This window comes from Dactylosporangium sp. NPDC051485, assembly GCF_040682015.1.
Taxonomy (GTDB): domain Bacteria; phylum Actinomycetota; class Actinomycetes; order Mycobacteriales; family Micromonosporaceae; genus Dactylosporangium.
In genome coordinates this window covers 66,425-83,714 of the sequence record NZ_JBFAZW010000040.1, presented here as the reverse complement: position 1 = coordinate 83,714, position 17,290 = coordinate 66,425, and the positions used below count along the sequence as shown (strand labels likewise).

Here is a 17,290-nt window from a genome sequence, read left to right as displayed (position 1 = left end):
GCCACTTCGGACAAGTCACAGCCCGGACCCGCCACCAACAAGGCTAGAACAACCCGGAAGAATCTTGCGAAGACCCCTTGACCTAGAGGGGAACCTACTTATAGGCGTGACCGGGTCAGGCTTCGACTTCGGCCCGCCCGGCGGATGAGTCCGTACACCATCGAATCCGCGCCCGAGGTACCGACCTCGCGTCGTCAAGCCGTGCGCCGGCCAGCAGGTCATCCCACTCCCGTTGAAGGTTGTGGTTCAGCCCGCCCATGCTCCCATCTTGACCGCAGTTGGCGCACCGGACGAGAAACATGGCGCAGCGATGTACCGCCGGTGCCGATTCGTCAAGATCAAGCACCCGGACCTGCCGCCGACCGCGAGCGCACGGTCTGCCAAGTCCAACACATCGCGTCAGGGACGTCCGGCGAGCCTGACTCAGTCGTCCATCTCGTACGGGAGCCGAGTTCGGCCGGGAACCTGCCGCCCGGGAACGGAAACGGCACGTGTCGAAAGACTTCGTGAGCCACGATGACGCATCATTGCATGACCCGCGACAAGGTCGGGTGCGCGGATCTGTCGCCGATCGCGCATGCTGGCCGGTCGTCGCTCGTCGGTCCGTCCGCCTCGATCGGGTGCGCGCTCAGAGCTTGCCGGCGACGAGCCGGGCGGATGGCCTCCGTCCGCGCCCGGCCCGCAGCCGGTGCGCTCGGCGCTCACGATGCCGTCAGCCACCAACCCCGCCACAACAACGTCGGCCAGGCCGGGCGCGGTGGTGGTTACGGGCCGGGTCGTACGCCCGATGATCGTCACGCTTCGTGGTCGCGTGCCCGGCGGTGCACCGCGAGGTCGGTTCACGCTCGTAGCCGATGAGCGAGCATGGTGGCGTCGGGAGTGTGAGGCGTGACGGTCGAGGAGATTGTGTCGGTTAGCCGGGTTGCGTGTCCCACCAACGCGGCATGTCGTCACTCGGCTCCCCCGGGCTGGCGAAGTGAAACGGCACACCGACATGCTGCGCAACAGCTCGGCCCTGCTCGATCGCCTGTTGTGCCTCGGGCCAAGGCGGCACCTGTCCGTTGAAGAGTCTGATGTCGCTGCCGTGCTGCAGTACCGTCAACGGCGCCTCATCGAAGTGGTCGTGGGATCTGCCCGGTCGGCGCACGATTGCGACGAGGACGACGAACCAGCCCTGGGTGTCGCCGTCCCAGAATGCCTCGACGGCGACAATCGGCGCGGTGACGGCCTCGGCCTTCTCGATCAGCTGTGCAGTCGTCAATGGCGGTGGCGCCGGCTTGAGCAGACCCTGTCGGTCGAGTTCGGCACGTCGCTCAACCAGCAGATCCTGCGCCTCGTACAAGCCGGGCGGTGGTTGTCGTGGGCCTTCCTGACGCAAGAGGAAGACCGCCGCGATCAGCTGGTCCGTGCACAGCAACGAGTCGATCCGCTCCAGTAATCGGGGGTCTATCGCGCTCCACCAGGCGTCAGCAGCATGCACGCCGCCATTATCGTCGGCGGCTCCAACGTCAATGAGCGACCATGATCGACGCGCACTCATGCCGCTGTCCATGCTCGCGAAGTCGCCGGCGTCGGCCTCCTCGGACACTAGCCGACAGCAGCAGGAGCCTACGCGTCAAGTGCGTTGGACGCCGATCGGCACAGCTGAAAAGAGCTGCCGCCCGCGTCCCAGGTGTCGATTGAAGCGCAGTCCCGCCTCCGCCAGCGCGGCGTCCAGCTCTTCCGGGCTGAGCCGCCGCCAAGCGACCTCGTGCTCCCAGTGCAGCCCCTTCTTCAGCCGGTACGACATCCGGCCTTGCAATACTGTGCCATCGAAGGACAGCACCTCGAACGCCATCGCGCCCGGCGGGTTCTGGCCCGTCCACGAGACCGCCGTGTCGAACCACCACGGCGGCAGCCACTGCGCGATGACCTGACCGGTCGGGCTGACATGGCGCCGACACGCGGCGAGCAGCGCGGCCCGCCGCCGATCGTCCGCCGCGTTGATGCCGGGGCTCACCACCAGCACTACCGGGAAATCCTCGCCGAGGTCCAGCGTCTCGATGTCGGCTTGGACGGTCCGGGCGCCGCGCACCTGAGCCAGCATCGCGGTGGAGTCGTCGACGACGACCACCGGATGGCCCAGCTCGATCAGCCGATGCGCGACGAGGCCACCGGTGCCGCCGAGGTCCAAGATCGCCGCCCCGGGCGGGATGTTGCTGTGGATGAACTTCGGAACGCCGGTCGGCGGGAGCACTTCGTACAGGCCGACGGGTCTGCCGTCGGCGGTGACCGGGCTTGACATTGCACCAGCATGCCACCCAGCGGCAGCGTCGTCACCGGACCGTGGCACCGCGAAGTGGCCGCCGAGGGCATCGTCCCTGAGGAATCCTGTGTGGACGTTGGCACCGCGCGGCACCCCTCGCCCCGTTCCGATCGCTCACCACGACGGGCAGGGTCGAACGGTGATCGTCGTGCATCCGTCCGCGTCACAACAGCCGCCCGGCTGCTACCGGGAACGCTGCGACGACTGCTCCGCCACAAACAACGTCACGTGGCCGTTCGACCCGCGCCAGCACGACTTCGTCGGCCCGCCACTGGAACGCCTGGCCGACCACGAGACCGAGGTCGACGGCACATCGTGGCACGGGCCGCTCCCTGCCTCCCCGGGGCGGACACCGAAACTGGCTAACCCTGGCCAACTATCGCCAGTGACGATCGACACCGGGAGTACAACCGATGGGTCTCAGGGCGCGTCGTGGCGGTCCACGACGGTGAGGCGGGCGTCCGCCGCGGCGGGCTGGACCAGGGCCAGCACCGCCGCGTCGGACGGGAGGGCCGGCGTGTTGCGCCAGCCCAGCCAGGCGCCGAGCGCGGCGCCGACCGCGGCCACCGTGAGGGCGGAGACGGCGGCGGCGACGAACCGGACCAGTCCGGCTGCCCGCGATCGGGCGGCAGGTGCGGAGCCGGGAGTCATCGTTGCCATGGTCTTCCTCTCGTGGTGGCCGCGACCGGAGCCGGGGCTCAGCAGCATCGGATCGGGGCTTGGCCGTTATCCCCAGTACCAGATGGAGTTGTGGATGTTCGCCCACGAGAATGGCCGGTGCCAGCCCAGATAGAAGAACCAGTGATTCGGGTCGGTGAACGAGTCGACATCGACCACATAGGTCGGCCACTTGTTGGAGGTGCGCCGTGCGCCGAGGTACCAGCGCCAGCCGTTACCGTTGCGCTCATCTGAGATATAGAGCCAGGTGTACGACATGTTGTGGACGACACCGCAGGGCTTCCACCATGTGTACAGGCAGTCGTACTTGCCCTTGCCCGTCACGTCCGCGCAGCCGCTGGGGTTTGCGGAGCAGTAGTCGTACCGGTTCGCGCTGCCGTCGGGCAGCGGGTCTACCGATAGGAACCGGCCGGTTGCCGGGTTATAGAGCCGCACGCCCATGAGGACGATGCCGGCCGGCTGGTCGGCCGCCCGGCGGGTGCCGCCCTGCCACGCGTAGCGGACCGTGCCGACCTGGGCCGGGTTGCGCAGCGCGCCGTACTCGGTCGCCTCCGAGGTGGTGTCCAGGCCGACGCCGGTGCCCGGGACGGTGGCCACCAGATCGCCGGTGAGGTCGGCGAGCCGCCAGGTGAGGCCGGCGCTGGTGGCCGTGGCCGCGATACCGCCGACGCCGGGGACCGAGCGGGTGGAGGTGCCGTCACCCTCGTCGGTCCAGGACGGGTTGTCGCCGGTGTCCGAGTAGTGGTTGACGTGCGTCTGGACGCCGTCGTGCCACGAGGCGAAGCGCTCGCCGCCCACGTCGGTCGTGTAGGTGCTCGTGCCGCCGTTCTGGGTGAGCGTGGCGACGAGGTCGGTCACGAGGTACGTGGCCGTGAGGTTGCCACCGCCGGGCGACTGGGTGTCGGCGGCGGGCACGGTCGTGGCCCGGCCGAGCGCGTCGTAGCCGTACCCGGCGCCGGTGTTGCGGCTCGCGGTGTCGTACGTCCACGTCCGGGTGCTCGCCACCGTGCTCGACTGGCAGGCGCCGGCGGCGCCCGGGTTGTAGAACGTGAGCGAGGTCCGGTCGCTCGCCGTGTTGTACCCGTGCACGCGGGTCGAGCACTGACCGCCCACCGTGTCCCGGACGGTGGTCAGGCGCCGGCCGGCGTCGTAGCTGTAGCTCTGCGAGGACAGCGAGGACACCTCGGCGGTGCGCAGACCGTTCCCGGACAGGGCGACGCTCTGGCGGTACAGCGTGCAGTCGGACTGCCCGCAGCCGGTCTTCGTGTAGGTCACGGAGGTCTCCGTGCCCATCTGGTTGTAGGCCCGGCTCACCGCGATGCTGTTGGGCCAGCCCTCGGCGACCAGCCGCGTGTCGGCGTCGTAGCTGCCCGTGAACGTGCCGCCCTGGGCGTCGACGACCTGGGTCAGCAGGCCGCGGTTCTCCCCGTTCTGGTCGTAGGTGTACGTCCGGGAAGCGGCCCCGTCGTTGGTCGTGGCGAGGCGCGAGAAGAGGTCGTAGGTGTTCGCGGTCTGCACGCCGGCGGCGTCGGTGTAGAACTTCAGCCGGCCGAGCGTGTCCCAGACCGAGGTGGTCTGGGCGGTGACCGTGCCGCCGGAGACCGACTGCACGTTGGTCAGCGCCGCGGTGGCCGGGTCGTAGATGTTGCGCCGGACCGGCACCGCCGTGCCCGTGGCCGCGGTGACGGTCACGGTGTAGAGACGGCCGGCGGTGTCGTAGGCGTTGGTCGTGGTGCGCTGGACGCCGGCCGACGTCTTCTCCGTCACCACCGCCGGGTTGCCGTACAGGTCGTACGTGGTGACCGAGTAGGGCAGCTCGGGCCCGCTGCCCGCCTGGCCGCCCGGCTGGACGCGGCAGGCGAGGTTGGCCCACTCGGCGTGCCCGCCGCACTCGGCGTAGGTGCCGTTGGCCGCCGCCGTGTAGTACACGGTCGCGGTCGTCGCCGGCGTGTTCGTCGTCGCGCCGCCGGCGGGCCGGGTGGTCGAGGTGACCTGGCCCGAGACCGCGTCGTAGGTCGTCCTCGTCGTCAGGGCCAGGCCCGTCGGGTCGATGATGACCTGCAGCGGCACGCGCAGCGTCCAGTCGTAGACGGTGCGGGTGGTCATCGTGTCGGCGTCGTGCTGGGTGCCGTCGGCGTCCCAGTACCGCACGCCGGTGACCGCGGTGGTGACCAGGTTCGGCGCCGGCACGCCGGCGGGGAGGCCCTCGTCGTAGGTGTTCACCGTGAGGTCGCGGGCGTCCTTGCCGATGCCGCTCGCGAGCGTGACCCGGTGCATCGGGCCGAGCACCGTGATCACCCGGGTCCCGTCCGCTGAGTGGACGTTGAGGGTGGACAGCGTCCGGGCCAGCGTCGCCTCCTCGGCCGCCGTGTCGCTCGCCGAGGCGTTCAGGGCGGCGGCCCGGTTGCCGGCGGTCAGCGTCCGCACGGAGTTGCCGAAGTCGTCGAACCAGCTCGCGTCGATGTGGCCGCCCGGGCTGGCGACGTTGACCCGCCGGCCATTGGCGTCGAGGTAGGTGATCGTGGCCCGGGTCCAGGACGACGGCATGGTGCCGGCCGGCTGGTTGCCGTTCGGTGCCTGGCCGGCGTCGAAGACGGCCGTCCCGGTCACGGGCGCGGCGGTCTGCGCCCACCGGGCCGTCTGCCCGGCGGACAGGTCGTACGGCGCACCGGCGCCGCTGACGGGCACGTTGTAGACGACGGACGTGGTGGCGGTGCCGGCGGCCAGCGCCGAACGCGACACCGACGCGAGCCGGCCCGCTCCGCTGTCGCCCGGAACCGTGGTGTAGGCGAACGTCCACGGCTCCTGCGCCACCGGGGTGAGCGTGTTGAGCGTGCCGTCACCGTTGTAGGAGTAGGTCTTCCACAGGTGGGTGCCGCCGTTGTCCAGGCGGGGGTCCCACTGGGCGGTGAGCCGGCCGTTGCTGTCGTAGGAGTACGCCGACAGCGCGGTCGTCTTCATCGCCGACGTGGCCGGGTCCCACGCGGTGAAGGTGATCTGCTTGACCCGCCCCGTGTAGTCGCCCCAGCCGGCCTGCGCGGTGCCGGTCGCGGTCGTGGCGGTCGCGTAGGTGAACGCGAGCGCCTGGCAGCCGCGGACCAGGGTGGCGCAGTTCACGCCGGCGGGTACCGGCGCCAGGATCTGCGTCGGCCGGGTCACGGTGACCCCGTCGACGGTGGCCGTCTGCCACGCCATCGACGCCGACTGGCTGGTGCCGCTCGGCGTCATGCCCGTGGGGCTGTACTGCCCGGCCGGCGCGCCCGGCGCCCGGCCGAACACGACGACCGTGCCCTCCGTCTCGGCGAGGCGGTAGGTGTCGGTGCCGCCGTTGTAGGTGAGCGTGTACTCCTCCTTGCCGACCTCGGAGCGGAACGTCGTGCCGGTGAGGGCGGTGAAGCCGAGCGCCTGACCGTCCGGCAGCTTCACCTGGACCAGCGAGCCGGTCACCGTGAGGCCGCTGTACGGCGTCGTCCCGGCCGTCGCGGTGCTGGTCCAGCCGGGGCCGAACATGTGGCTGGTGTCGAAGGCGCCGGCCTGACGCGTGTCGAACCCGCGGGACACGCCCAGGCTCGAACCGGCCGCGGTGAAGCTGACGTCGGAGCCGGTCACGTACATGTCACCGGTGATGAGGTTGACCGCGCCGGGACCGATCTCGGTGGTCGCCGCCGAGGCCCGGGCCGGGTCGAGCGTGAAGCTCAGCGCCGGGGTGGTGGAGGACGGGGTGCCCGCCGCTCCGCTGAACGCCGCGCGGACCTGCAGCGGCCCGGCCAGCGCCGCGGCACCGCCCAGCGTCGACTTGACGTTCCAGTTCAGCGACGGGGTGAGCGCGGCGGTCTTGGCGACCGGCCAGGTGACCGCGCCGCCGCCGGCCGTGTAGGTCACGTCCGCGGCGGGGACGGTCGCCCACGCGTCGGTGTCCGCCCGGCGCCACTGGAAGGTGACGCCGGTGGCCGCGGCCGGGCCGGTGGCCTGCAGGATCGAGGTGGTGGCGACGAGCGCGCCGGAGGCCGGCGAGGTGATCGAGCCGGAGCCGACGTTGAACGCGTAGGCGCGCACCGGCGACTTGTTGCCGGCCCGGTCCACGGCACGGGCGTACAGCGTGTGGGCTCCGTCGGTCGACGGGGTCAGCGAGACCGTGGCGGTGCCGCCGAGGGTTGCCGCGGCCACGGAGGTGCCGGGCGAGGTGATGTCGAGGTCGTACAGGTACGACGCGACGTCGGAGGTCCCGCCGGCGCTGAGGGTGAAGCTCGCCGGGGTGCCCGCGTAGACGGCCGGGGTGCCCGCGCTGTAGGCGAAGACGACCGCGGTGTCGTTGTTGAGGCTCGGCGTCTGGTACGAGAACTGCGTCGCGATCGTGCCGTCGGCGTTCTCCATGCCGACCAGCGCGAGGGAGCCCTGCTCGGAGGCGTTGTCGATGCCCGAGTAGTCGAGCTTGATGGTGCTGCTGCCCTCGGTGAAGATCACCTCGGCGTTCTGCCGCCGCGACGCGAACCCGTACTGGTACGGGTTGTTCCAGTCGATGACGAACGTGCGGTTCGGCGCGGTGCCGATGGTCGCCGTGCGGATGCTCGCGCTGCCGTCGACGATCAGGTCCTGGGCGTAGGCGTAGATCGTCGCGTTCGGGTTGGCGCTGTTGGGCAGCTGCACGATGTCGTCGGGGTGTGAGCCCTGCGGGTCGACGAACGACAGCATGCCGTTGGTGTCGACCCAGGCCGAGCTGTAGGACTGGCCGTAGAAGCTGACCGGGAACGGCAGCGTGACCTGCTGGGTGTTGTCGTCACCGGTGAGCGTGAGGGTGTTCGTGCCCGGGATGTAGGTCAGCGGGCTGGTGCTGGTCGTGTAACCCGCCGGCTGCCCGGTCCAGCCGTTCTCCGGGAAGGTCGCCGAGGCGATACCGGGCTGGTTGCCCGGTGCGCCGGTGTCGACGGTGACCTCGCACCACGTCGACCACGCGCCCTGGGTGCCCGCGTCGGTGCCGCGCACCCGCCACATGTAGCTGCTGCCGTTGGCTAGCAGCCCGGACGGCAGGGTGTACTCGAACGTGGAGCCCGACGCCTGCGGGCCGACGGTGCCGGCGTTCACCAGGGTGCTGCCCGTGGTGTACCACTCGAACTGCGCCGAGACCGGCGAGCCCTCGGGGTCGGTGATCTGGGCGCGCACCGCCGGCTGCGCGGTGCCCACGTACGGCCGGCCGCTGCCCGTGACGCAGTCGGTCGCCGGGTTCGTCGAGCGGGCGTTGACCTGCGGGAGGTTGTTGAAGGTCACGACGGCGTACGGCGGGTTGGTGCCCTCCGAGGAGCTGAAGCGCTTCCACCCGTTGTGGTTCGTCTCGCTGGTCGCCTTGAGCCCCATGCCGGTGGTGGCCCAGTTGTTGTTCGCCGCGGTCTGGAAGAAGCCCGGGATGTCGGCGGAGACCCAGCCGCTGTTGCAGGCCGAGCTGTAGCCCTTCGTCTGCGTCGAGGAGCCCTGCGGCGCGTACAGCGTCGGCTGCGCGGTCCAGCGCGTGCCGGTTCCCGCCGTCGAGGCCGTCCAGACCTCCCAGGCCGCGGCCGTGCACGACCAGGAGTGGGTCTCCCACAGGTACAGCGACGCCGTGTTGACGTGGGCGCCGGCCAGGAACGCGGTGTCCCAGTTGAGGAACGAGCGCGCCGTCCAGGTGCCGCCGTCGTCGGAGTAGCCGAGCTTCAGCTCGGTGCTGCCCGACTGGTCGGTGGTGTAGCCCGTCTGGACGAACGTGTCGAACTGGAGGGTCACCGACGGGTCGATGGTGATCGGGTACGTCAGGTCCTTCGCGGCCAGGAACGCCGGATCGGGGGTGAGCTGCAGGTCGATGCTCGCCCCGCGCTGGGCCGCGGTCAGCTTGACCTCGCCCAGGTGGAGGTGGTCGAGCGAGTGCTCACCGACGGCCGCGTCCCACATCGACGGCTGGGGCATGCGGCCCGCGTCGCGACCGGACTTGTCCTTGAACAGCAGGCCACCGGAGCCGTCGGGCGACACGCTCACGCCGGGCGCGCGGAACTTGAGGTTGAGCCGGCCGGCCTTGGCCAGGGCCTCCCGCGTCTTGACGACGAAGAACTGCTCGTAGCCCGTCCGGGTCGACTCGATGACGAGGTCGACGCCGTCCGTCACGTTGCTGTAGGTGGCCCGGGTGCCGGTGATCGTCGGCTTCGGCAGCCGGCCCTGCCACTGCAGCGCCACCGTGTCGTCGCCGCCGCCGAGGCGCACGACGTCGTGCTCGCCGTCGCCGGCCGCGCCGGACAGCTTGAGGCCGCGCGGATGCGCCTTGGCCGAGACGCCACCGTCGGCGTCGGCCTGCAGGGACGCGTCGACCGCCTTCCAGCCGCCCTTGCCGTCGCGCATGCGCACCGGGCCGCCGTGCTGCTCGGCGGTCAGCGTCCCGTCCGGGTTGGCCCACAGCTGGAGCGTCTCGGACCGCTCGCCGGAGACCTCCACCTTGCCGCCGCACATCCGGGCGGTGATCGAGGCCGCGGCCCGGTCGGGCCGATCGGGCGGACAGACCGCCTTGGCGGGCGGCGCCGCCTGCACCGCGGCGCCGGGCCCGCCAGCAACGAGCAGCCCGGCGACGGTCACCAGCGACACGGCCGAAGCCAGCCATCGACCTCGTCGTTCTTTGAATGGATTGTCCGAAAATCGTCGCAACAAAGCCGACATCACACGAACACCTGCCCCCGCTAGATAGATGGTCGTGACGATATTGGCATTCAGTGATCGATCTCGTCAACCGTCGTCGAGTTGACGATGTTCAGTTCATGAATTGATTCATGAACTCAGGCCGACGATTACTTACGGTAATCGTCGGCCAATCGCCACAGTCCGTGCCTGGAGCGAAGGTCGCCGGTCATCGTTCAGCCCGCAGGCATCGTGCGAGGTAATGCGCCTTTAAGATCGTATAATATACGATCTCGCCCGCTTTGGTGGTATCGTCTAACTTGACCGTATGTGCAGATGCTGCCATCGTGAAGTTGCCGTAGGTCACCTGACCTGCGCCGCAGGACCCGTCCCGGAATTACCCGAGAAACGTTTGTATTGACGGCTTTGGAACGCGTTCCGTAACGTTTCCGCCCGGCACGAATGCGGACTAACGGGGGAAGTTCTGTCCACGCAGCGTGCCTTTTGTGCGGTCACGATGGCGATTGCCCGGCGCCGATCCAGCGCTCGGGCCCCGGTTCACCGGCAGGCTCAGCACCCGTGGTAGCACAGCGCCCGGAGCGCGCGGGCTCGACGTAGCGCGGCCGGAGCAGGCGCCAGCCGGGGCCGACCGCTCGACACGATCACCGCCAGCGACATCGAGGTATACAGGCGGCGGCGGTGAGCAGACGGGTGTCGCGGCCGCCCCGTGATCGGCCGCGGCACCCGTCCAAAATGGCACTGATCGATCATTACGGGTGGGTCTTTCCGTGATCTTGCAAGTGAAACCCGTACCCTGCTCGCATGGGTGGCGAGGAGTTCGGTGCGCGGCTGCGGCGGCACCGCGTGGCGGCCGGCCTCAGCCAGCGGGAGCTGGCCGACCGGGTAGGACTCAGCTTGGCGGCGATCCGCGACCTCGAGCAGGGGCGCACCCGCCGGCCGCACCGCGGGTCGGCCGAGGCACTCGCGGAGGTGCTGGGGCTGGGCGTCGAGGAGCCGGGCGTCGACGGCGACGCGCCGGTGCGGATCGGGGTGCTCGGGCCGCTGGTCGTGCAGCGCGGCGGCGAGGCGGTGCCGATCGGACGCGGGGCCCGGCGGGCGGTGCTCGGGCGGCTCGCGCTGTCGGCCAATGCGGCGGTACCGCTGGCGGACCTGCTCGAGCTGCTGCACGACGGCGGACGGCCGGCGGACGCCGCGGGCGCGCTCTACACGCACCTGTCACGGCTGCGCTCGGCGCTGCGCCCGGGCGGGCGCGACGGGGACCCGGTCATCCACCGGACGCCGGGCGGGTACCGGCTCGAGCTCGCCGACGACCGGCTCGACCTCGGCGCGTTCCGGCGGGATGTCCTGGCGGCCGTCGCGGCTCCGCCCGAGCAGGCGCTCGATCTGCTGGAGCGGGCCGCCCGGCAGTGGCGGGGCGCGCCGCTGGAGGATGTGCCGCAGCTGCGCGACCACCCGCTCGTCACCACCGTCGTGGAGGAACGGGTACGGATAGCGCTGCGCCACGCCGAGTTCGCCCTCGCCGCCGGGCAGGCTCACCGCTGCCTGCCCGCCCTGCGCGACCTCGCCGCCGCGCACCCGCTCCACGAGCTGCTACACGCGCAGCTCATCGCGGTGCTGGCGGCCGAGGGGCGCCAGGCCGACGCGCTCGCGGTCTACGGGCGCATCCGGCAGCGGCTCGTCGGCGAGCTCGGCGTCGAGCCGGGCCCCGACCTGATGGCCGCGCACCGGCGGGTGCTGCGCCAGGAGCCCGCGGTGGTACCGCAGGCACCCGCGCCGGTCGCCGTGCCCGCCCGGCCGGCACCGGCCCAGCTGCCGGCCGACCTGCAGGCGTTCGCCGGGCGCGGGGCCGCCGTCGCGGCGCTCGACCGGCTCGGGTCGGCGGCCGTCATCGTCGTGTCGGGTACCGCCGGCGTGGGCAAGCCGGACCCTGGAATGTGATACAAATTTTACATTCCCGTTTGGGGCCGACGCCCTATATGCCGGATTCGGCCGGTGGGCGACATTGCGTCTGCCATCCGTCAATCTACCCGTCGTTCCCAATGTCCGATACAGCGTCACCCGGATGGTAGTGCACCTGTCAGGTGTAGGTGGTCCAGGTGGCGGTGAGGTCTCCGTCGCGGAAGCTCTTGAACCTGTGCGTCCATTGGGCTTGCAGCTTCGGGTTGCTGCGAATTACTGGCAGGACGCTGGTTACGAGTTGGAGTTCGCGAAGCTGCCGCAGCGTGGCGAAGTGTGGCCAGGTAAGGATGTCTGTTCCGTACGCTGATGCTAGTTCCGCTTGTGCGTCGGTTGAGTAGGAGAACCGGAGTTTGCCTACAGCTACGGGGGTTAGATCCCATTCGCGGGGGCCGTGCGAGGCGGAGTCGAAGTCGCAAAGGATCGGCCCGTTGGGACTGGGGATGAGGTTTCCCATGAAGGCGTCACCGTGGATGGGGCCAGGTTCAAGGAAGTATGCGACGGTGTCCAGCGCTGTCTGGATTTCGTCGCACTTCGCCTCCAGAAATGCGTGGTCGCTGGGCGTTAGGACGTCTTCGGCTTCGACCCGGCTGCGGATGCTGTTCATGGGTTGCCACGCCGGAAGGTTCGCGCTGGGCGGCGGCAGTGAGTGGAACCGCCGTAGGGTGTGACCGAGGTCGCGGCCTGTTGGTGTCATCTCGGCCGAAGGGACGCGTTGCCAGAACGTCACTTTGTGTCCGTTGATGTCCAGTGGCTGCGGCAACCCTTCGACGAGTCGCACGGAGGGCATGTTGTTGGCTGCCAGCCACTCGGCGATGGTGACCACTTTGTCTGCTCGTGCTGCTACGCCGGGCGATCCGGGTATGCGGACAACGACCGGAGAGCTGACGAGATCGAAGACGGCGTTGTTGGTGAACTTGATGAGGCGGGCTGCTGTCGGGTCGAGTCCTACCTGTGCGCAGGCTTGGGCGAGCACGCTCAGCGGCCAGCCGGGCTGTTCATGGGTCATTCGGCGGCCCGTAGTGTCGTGATGCGCCGGGCGAGCGCTTGTGCGTCGGGGTCGTTGGTTCTTTCAGCCGTTATCCGCTGAAGCGGTTCTAGCCGATCCAGGGTCCGGATGGAGCGCACGAGCGTGGCGGAGTCGGCGGCGTCGTTGCCGATGCGCAGCCCCTCGTCTCGTTGTCCGGCTCGAAGATAGGTGACGGCGAGTGCTGTCAGTTCAAACGTTCGGCTTCGGGTCATGTCAGGGCCTCGGAGGTTGATTGCGCAGGTGATGTTTTCGACTGCGCTGGCGATGTCTTGATCATTTGGTTCTGGTGTCGCTGACCTGGCGATGCCGATCGAGGCGTGAAGGTCGGCGTGCCCGAAGAACCGCACCCAGCTTTGAGCGTTGTCATGGTCAGCGCGGTCGAACTCGTCCTGCGCCCTGGTCACCGAGCGGGTCATCTGCGTTGGGTCGCCGAGCATTGCGTAGGCCCATGCCTCGTTGGCGCACAGCATCGCCACGGTGACGCCGCAGCCTGAGTCTTGGGCGCAGATCTGCCCGAGCTGGAAGAAGCGTAGTGCGTCCTTGTGCATCCCTCGGTGCAGGTGCAGGCGGCCCATCCGGTAGAGGATGTTGGCGGCGAGCGAGTTGTCGTCCACCTGCTTGGCCTGTTCCAGGGCTCGGCCGAAATGCCGGCGGGCGACGCTGAACATGCCGACGTCGAACGAGGTCCAGCCAGCGAGGTTGTGCAGGTCGGCCAGCGCGAGGTGGAGTCGGTTGCGGGTCTGGTCCGTGCAGGTCGCGCCAAGAAGTTGTTGGGACCAGCGGACTTGGGCGGCGACAGCGTCGCGGCAGGCTCCGCCTCCATGTCGGTAGTCGAGGGCGCGCATCGCGGCAGTGAGAGCTTCGACGTGCTCTACGTCGAAGATGCCGATGCGGCCGGGAGCGGGGGCGGTCTCGCGGTCGACGGGTTGCCACCACCGGGCGACCTCGTTGACGGAGGCGCCCATGGTGACGTTGGCCGCGTGAGCCAGCAGCGATCGAACCTCTGCCCGTTCGTCCGCGTCGGTGGAGAACGCTGCTGTCGCCAGGTCGAGGGCATCTTCGGTCGAGCGGTCATACGCCAGGCCCATGTACCCGCGAGGGACGCCAAGGCCGTCAGCGATGCGGACGAGGACGTCATGGGCCATCACTCGTCGGCCGTTGAGAACCTCGTACACCTCAGACGCGCTCTGCCCGGTGAGCCGGGCGATACGGCGCTGTGAGATCCCGACGCGCTGCAATCGTTCGTACACGGTCTTCAGGTCACGGCTGGCTAGCGCCAGACGCATCTCCGGGCGTTCCCAGGTGGCTGGGCCAATCTCGGCCGACCCGTGCGGGTCTACGTTCATCGTGCTCCTACCCGTGCTGGCGGCGTGGATGTATTAGCAGGCTAGCCGCCTGGCAGCCGCACGGGAATCGCTGTCGTGCCAAGGCGACTAGCGCAGCTAGGCATGGCCTGCGCCATCCAAGCTGATCAGTGAGCACGCTTACGCGCATCGTGACATCCGTAGACGCTGATTTTGGTAGTTGTCGATTGGATGCGGAGGGTGGGCGATGGGCCGGGGATTGAGTGCGCAGGAGTTCATCGCGTACGCCAGAGAGCAGATGGCGGGCATTGAGAGCCTGCTGGAGCGGCATCGCCGAACGGGGCCGAGCTGTGGCTGCGGGCGTCCGCTGCCCTGCCCCGTCGAGGAGACGCTGCGGAATCGCCAGGAGCATTTCTCGACCGGCATCGCGTTGGCGGAGCGGACCGTGCAGCTTCCGGTCGTCGTGCCGGTGCCGGTGAATGTCGGTTCCCACAGTCGCCCGCGCACAGCACGGTTCCGCTGGTGCGCGTGGCTCATCCGCCGGGCCACTTGATCGACCGTTCCGCCCAAGCCTGCTTGCGTTTGCGCAGCTAGAGACTCCATGCCTAGCCACGCTAGGCACTTGGTCATACATCCAAGCTAATCAGTGCCGAGGCTATCGCCCTCGGTCACATTTGTGGATGATGATCTCACCCGAGGTGGGGCAGCGCAGCATCCGAACATGTCTCATACTCGATCAACGAATTCGTAGTGGCACGAACACTGCGGGTAGCCGTTGGCCGGAAACCGTTGCAATGGAGGGTTTTGATGCAAGTCAGCAGACGAGAGAGCGACCTTTCCGGCCGCGGGGACATAGAGCGCGCTGTGGGGGCTGGCCACGGTCAGCCTTCGGCGGTGCGCATCGACGACTCAGCGAGGCGTCCACGGATATGCGTCGTCATCGCTGACCACCGCCACGATCAGTACCTCACCGACCTGGTTCGCAGCCTGCGCGTCTTCGCGCCAACGGTGGACGTGGCCGTCTACAACGCCGGTGACGCCGAGCGCCTTATCGCCCATCCGGTCTACGAAGACATCCGCGTGTTGCCGATGAGCCGCCGGCTGCTGTATGCGAAGGTCACGCCGTTCTTCCTGGACCTGTTCGAGTGGGCGGGACTGGAAGAGTACGACTACGTCGTCAACGCCGAGACCGACATGGCGTGGATCAAGCCCGGTTTCGAGGACTTCATCGCGGAGGCCATGCGCGGCTACGACTACATGGGTCCGGGCTTCTTACGAGGCACGGCCCGCACCTCGAAGTGGCGGCCCTACCGGAGCCTGCGGCCGGAGCTTCCCGAGCTTCACGCCCTGCTGGGGGTAGCGGGCACCAACCGGTGCTTCAGCCCAGCTCAAGTGTTCAGCGCGAAGTACATCAACGCGCTGCTGTCGAGCCCGTTCTACGACGACCTCAAGCGGTTCGTGATCCGCAATCAAGCGCCGGACAAGTCGTTCACGCTCCAAGAGGTGCTTCTTCCCACGCTGGTGGATGCCCTGTCGCTAACTGGCCGTGACTATCCCGGCCACCTCGCCACGGTAAACCGCTATCGGCCCTACCACGCCGCGCGAAGCGTCGTACACGCAGTCGGCGTTCCCGATGCGTACTTCGTGCACCCGATCCGGCGCGATGAGCAGGACCCAGCCCGCATCGCGGCCCGGCAGATCATCGCGGGCGCGTCCGCCGTAGGAGTGGGCCAATGATCAGCGTCATCGTCAGATTCAAGAACGAAGCTAACTACCTCGCAGCGGTGCTCCAGGCGATCCGCACGCAGAGCAGCCGGGAGCGAGTCCAGGTCGTCGCCGTCGACAACCTGTCGTCGGACGGCTCGCGGCGCATCGCCTCGGAGTACGCGGACATGATGCTCGACATCGATGACTACCGGCCCGGCGCGGCGCTGAACAAGGCCATCGACGCGTGCTCGGGCAGTTCCGTGGTCATCCTCAGCGCCCACGCCATTCCCGCCCACGATCGATGGCTGGACAACCTCAGCTCATGGCTGGCCAATCCTGCCGTCCTGGGCACATACGGCGGCCAGCTCTACCCGATCACTTCGCGTTTCCTGGACAAGCGTGACCTTGACATCTTCTCCAGCCTGACCCCCCGCACAGAGGCCCGCGATTCCGATTTCTGGAACGCGAACTCGGTGTTTCACCGCACGGCATGGGAGAAGGAGCAGTTCGACGAGGAGACCATCGAGCTGGAGGATCACTACTGGACCAAGCGCCATCTCGCGCAAGGCGATCAGTGGGTCCGGTTCGAGCCGTCCGCGCTGGTGTACCACTACGGTCACGAGGCACGAAACGATCGAACGTTCCTGCCTCCGTCGGCTTTGTCCGACGAGCAGCGGATTCGCCGCGCCATCGGCGTTCTGGACTCCGGCGACGAGTCGTGGCCAGCGGTCATGTCGGCGGGGCTGACCATCGCGACCCTGTCCGAGCATCCGGTCGCCGCCGATGCGGTCGCTGCGCTCGGGCGGACGCTGGCGAGCCATCCTGACTTCGACGTTCGGTGGCGTGTCGCTGGCGCGCTGGGACGAATCCGGCACGAGGACTCAGCGCGCCACCTGTCGGCTGCGCTGGCCGATCCGTCCTTCTACGCCCGCGACGAAGCAGCGTGGTCACTGGGCCGGCTGGGCACACTCGCTGTTCCGGAGCTGCGCCGCGTCGCCCCGACGCTCGGTATCGAGCACCAGCCGTTTGCCGCGCTCGCGCTGGGCCTGACCGGCGACGAGGCAGCGGCTCAGATGGCCATCGACCTTCTCCGGCGAGGCATCGTCCAGGGCGACAAGGCAACCCGGCGAGACGCCCTGTACTTCCTGGGAGAGGTGACGGCTGCGCCGCAGTCCTTGTCCCTCTTGCCGATGGTGCTGGCCTACGTCGATGACACGGACGCGGACCTGGCACGAGCCGCCACGTGGTGCTGGGGAGCGCTCGCCAGCCGATACCCCGAAGCCGCCCAGGACGGGGCTGCCCGCATCGTCGAACTCATCGATCGCCATCCGATCGAAACAGTGCGATACGAGGCCGTGGTGGCCCTGGGGAAGGCAGTCCAGGCCGCCCCCGCTGCCCAGAGCATCCGGCACATCGAACGGGCTCTGGGACAAGACGGCGCGGGCCGTGTCCGGTACGCGGCGATGCAGACACTGCGGCTGCTGGCCCCGGGCGGTGCGGTGAGCGCCAGAGCTGCGGCTGGTCACGACAACGATCCTGACTTCGGGGTCCGCTTCGAGCGACAGCTCCTCCTGCGGGATCTGGGATCGGCCGACTAGAAACCATCGACAACGAACGTGGCTCGGCCCGTAGTACGGGCCTGCTACGAGTTTCACTGAA

At 68.9% G+C, this 17,290-nt stretch carries 10 protein-coding genes; 4 read left to right on the top strand and 6 right to left on the bottom strand.

The genetic code is table 11. The features are described 5' to 3' along the window. Positions 1-913 precede the first annotated feature (913 nt). From AB0M46_RS23305 to AB0M46_RS23290, 4 genes are all read right to left on the bottom strand, one after another. A complete protein-coding gene (locus AB0M46_RS23305) occupies positions 914-1,588 on the bottom strand; it encodes a hypothetical protein (protein ID WP_363339059.1) in 675 nt (224 codons plus the stop codon). Between the two features lie 27 nt (positions 1,589-1,615). Beyond that, a complete protein-coding gene (locus AB0M46_RS23300; RefSeq protein ID WP_363339058.1) occupies positions 1,616-2,236 on the bottom strand; it encodes a methyltransferase domain-containing protein in 621 nt (206 codons plus the stop codon). A 489-nt stretch (positions 2,237-2,725) separates the two neighbouring features. Continuing rightward, positions 2,726-2,965 carry a hypothetical protein gene (locus AB0M46_RS23295; protein ID WP_363339057.1) on the bottom strand — a complete coding sequence of 80 codons (240 nt, stop codon included), beginning with the start codon at positions 2,963-2,965 and terminating at the stop codon, positions 2,726-2,728. Positions 2,966-3,031: 66 nt separating this feature from the next. Further along, on the bottom strand, positions 3,032-9,583 hold the full coding sequence (locus AB0M46_RS23290) for a DNRLRE domain-containing protein (protein WP_363339056.1): 6,552 nt from the start codon (positions 9,581-9,583) through the stop codon (positions 3,032-3,034). Positions 9,584-10,435: 852 nt separating this feature from the next. On the opposite strand from AB0M46_RS23290, the gene AB0M46_RS23285 reads away from it, so the two are divergent. Further along, positions 10,436-11,572, top strand: a complete 1,137-nt coding sequence (locus tag AB0M46_RS23285) for a BTAD domain-containing putative transcriptional regulator (protein ID WP_363339055.1) — start codon at positions 10,436-10,438, stop codon at positions 11,570-11,572. Positions 11,573-11,711: 139 nt separating this feature from the next. On the opposite strand, the gene AB0M46_RS23280 is transcribed toward AB0M46_RS23285, so the two are convergent. Then, positions 11,712-12,599 carry an aminoglycoside phosphotransferase family protein gene (locus AB0M46_RS23280; RefSeq protein WP_363339054.1) on the bottom strand — a complete coding sequence of 296 codons (888 nt, stop codon included), beginning with the start codon at positions 12,597-12,599 and terminating at the stop codon, positions 11,712-11,714. Beyond that, positions 12,596-13,966 carry a tetratricopeptide repeat protein gene (locus tag AB0M46_RS23275; protein WP_363339053.1) on the bottom strand — a complete coding sequence of 457 codons (1,371 nt, stop codon included), beginning with the start codon at positions 13,964-13,966 and terminating at the stop codon, positions 12,596-12,598. The genes AB0M46_RS23280 and AB0M46_RS23275 overlap by 4 nt, the downstream gene beginning before the upstream one ends. 205 nt (positions 13,967-14,171) lie before the next feature. On the opposite strand from AB0M46_RS23275, the gene AB0M46_RS23270 reads away from it, so the two are divergent. The 3 genes from AB0M46_RS23270 to AB0M46_RS23260 all read left to right on the top strand — a co-directional run bounded on the left by AB0M46_RS23270 (position 14,172) and on the right by AB0M46_RS23260 (position 17,229). Continuing rightward, the gene (locus AB0M46_RS23270; protein WP_363339052.1) at positions 14,172-14,477 is read left to right on the top strand and encodes a hypothetical protein; all 306 of its coding nucleotides are present in this window, start codon (positions 14,172-14,174) and stop codon (positions 14,475-14,477) included. A gap of 341 nt (positions 14,478-14,818) precedes the next feature. Beyond that, positions 14,819-15,661 (top strand): hypothetical protein, encoded by an 843-nt coding sequence (locus tag AB0M46_RS23265; RefSeq protein WP_363339051.1) that lies wholly within the window; start codon positions 14,819-14,821, stop codon positions 15,659-15,661. Then, positions 15,658-17,229 (top strand): HEAT repeat domain-containing protein, encoded by a 1,572-nt coding sequence (locus AB0M46_RS23260; RefSeq protein WP_363339050.1) that lies wholly within the window; start codon positions 15,658-15,660, stop codon positions 17,227-17,229. The genes AB0M46_RS23265 and AB0M46_RS23260 overlap by 4 nt, the downstream gene beginning before the upstream one ends. Positions 17,230-17,290 lie beyond the last annotated feature (61 nt).

What these genes read in the sequence shown, in the direction of transcription:
- AB0M46_RS23275 (WP_363339053.1), bottom strand. Translation starts at nt 13,966, where the DNA reads ATGAACGTAGACCCGCACGGGTCGGCCGAGATTGGCCCAGCCACCTGG.
- AB0M46_RS23285 (WP_363339055.1), top strand. Translation starts at nt 10,436, where the DNA reads ATGGGTGGCGAGGAGTTCGGTGCGCGGCTGCGGCGGCACCGCGTGGCG.
- AB0M46_RS23295 (WP_363339057.1), bottom strand. Translation starts at nt 2,965, where the DNA reads ATGGCAACGATGACTCCCGGCTCCGCACCTGCCGCCCGATCGCGGGCA.
- AB0M46_RS23260 (WP_363339050.1), top strand. Translation starts at nt 15,658, where the DNA reads ATGATCAGCGTCATCGTCAGATTCAAGAACGAAGCTAACTACCTCGCA.
- AB0M46_RS23280 (WP_363339054.1), bottom strand. Translation starts at nt 12,599, where the DNA reads ATGACCCATGAACAGCCCGGCTGGCCGCTGAGCGTGCTCGCCCAAGCC.
- AB0M46_RS23270 (WP_363339052.1), top strand. Translation starts at nt 14,172, where the DNA reads ATGGGCCGGGGATTGAGTGCGCAGGAGTTCATCGCGTACGCCAGAGAG.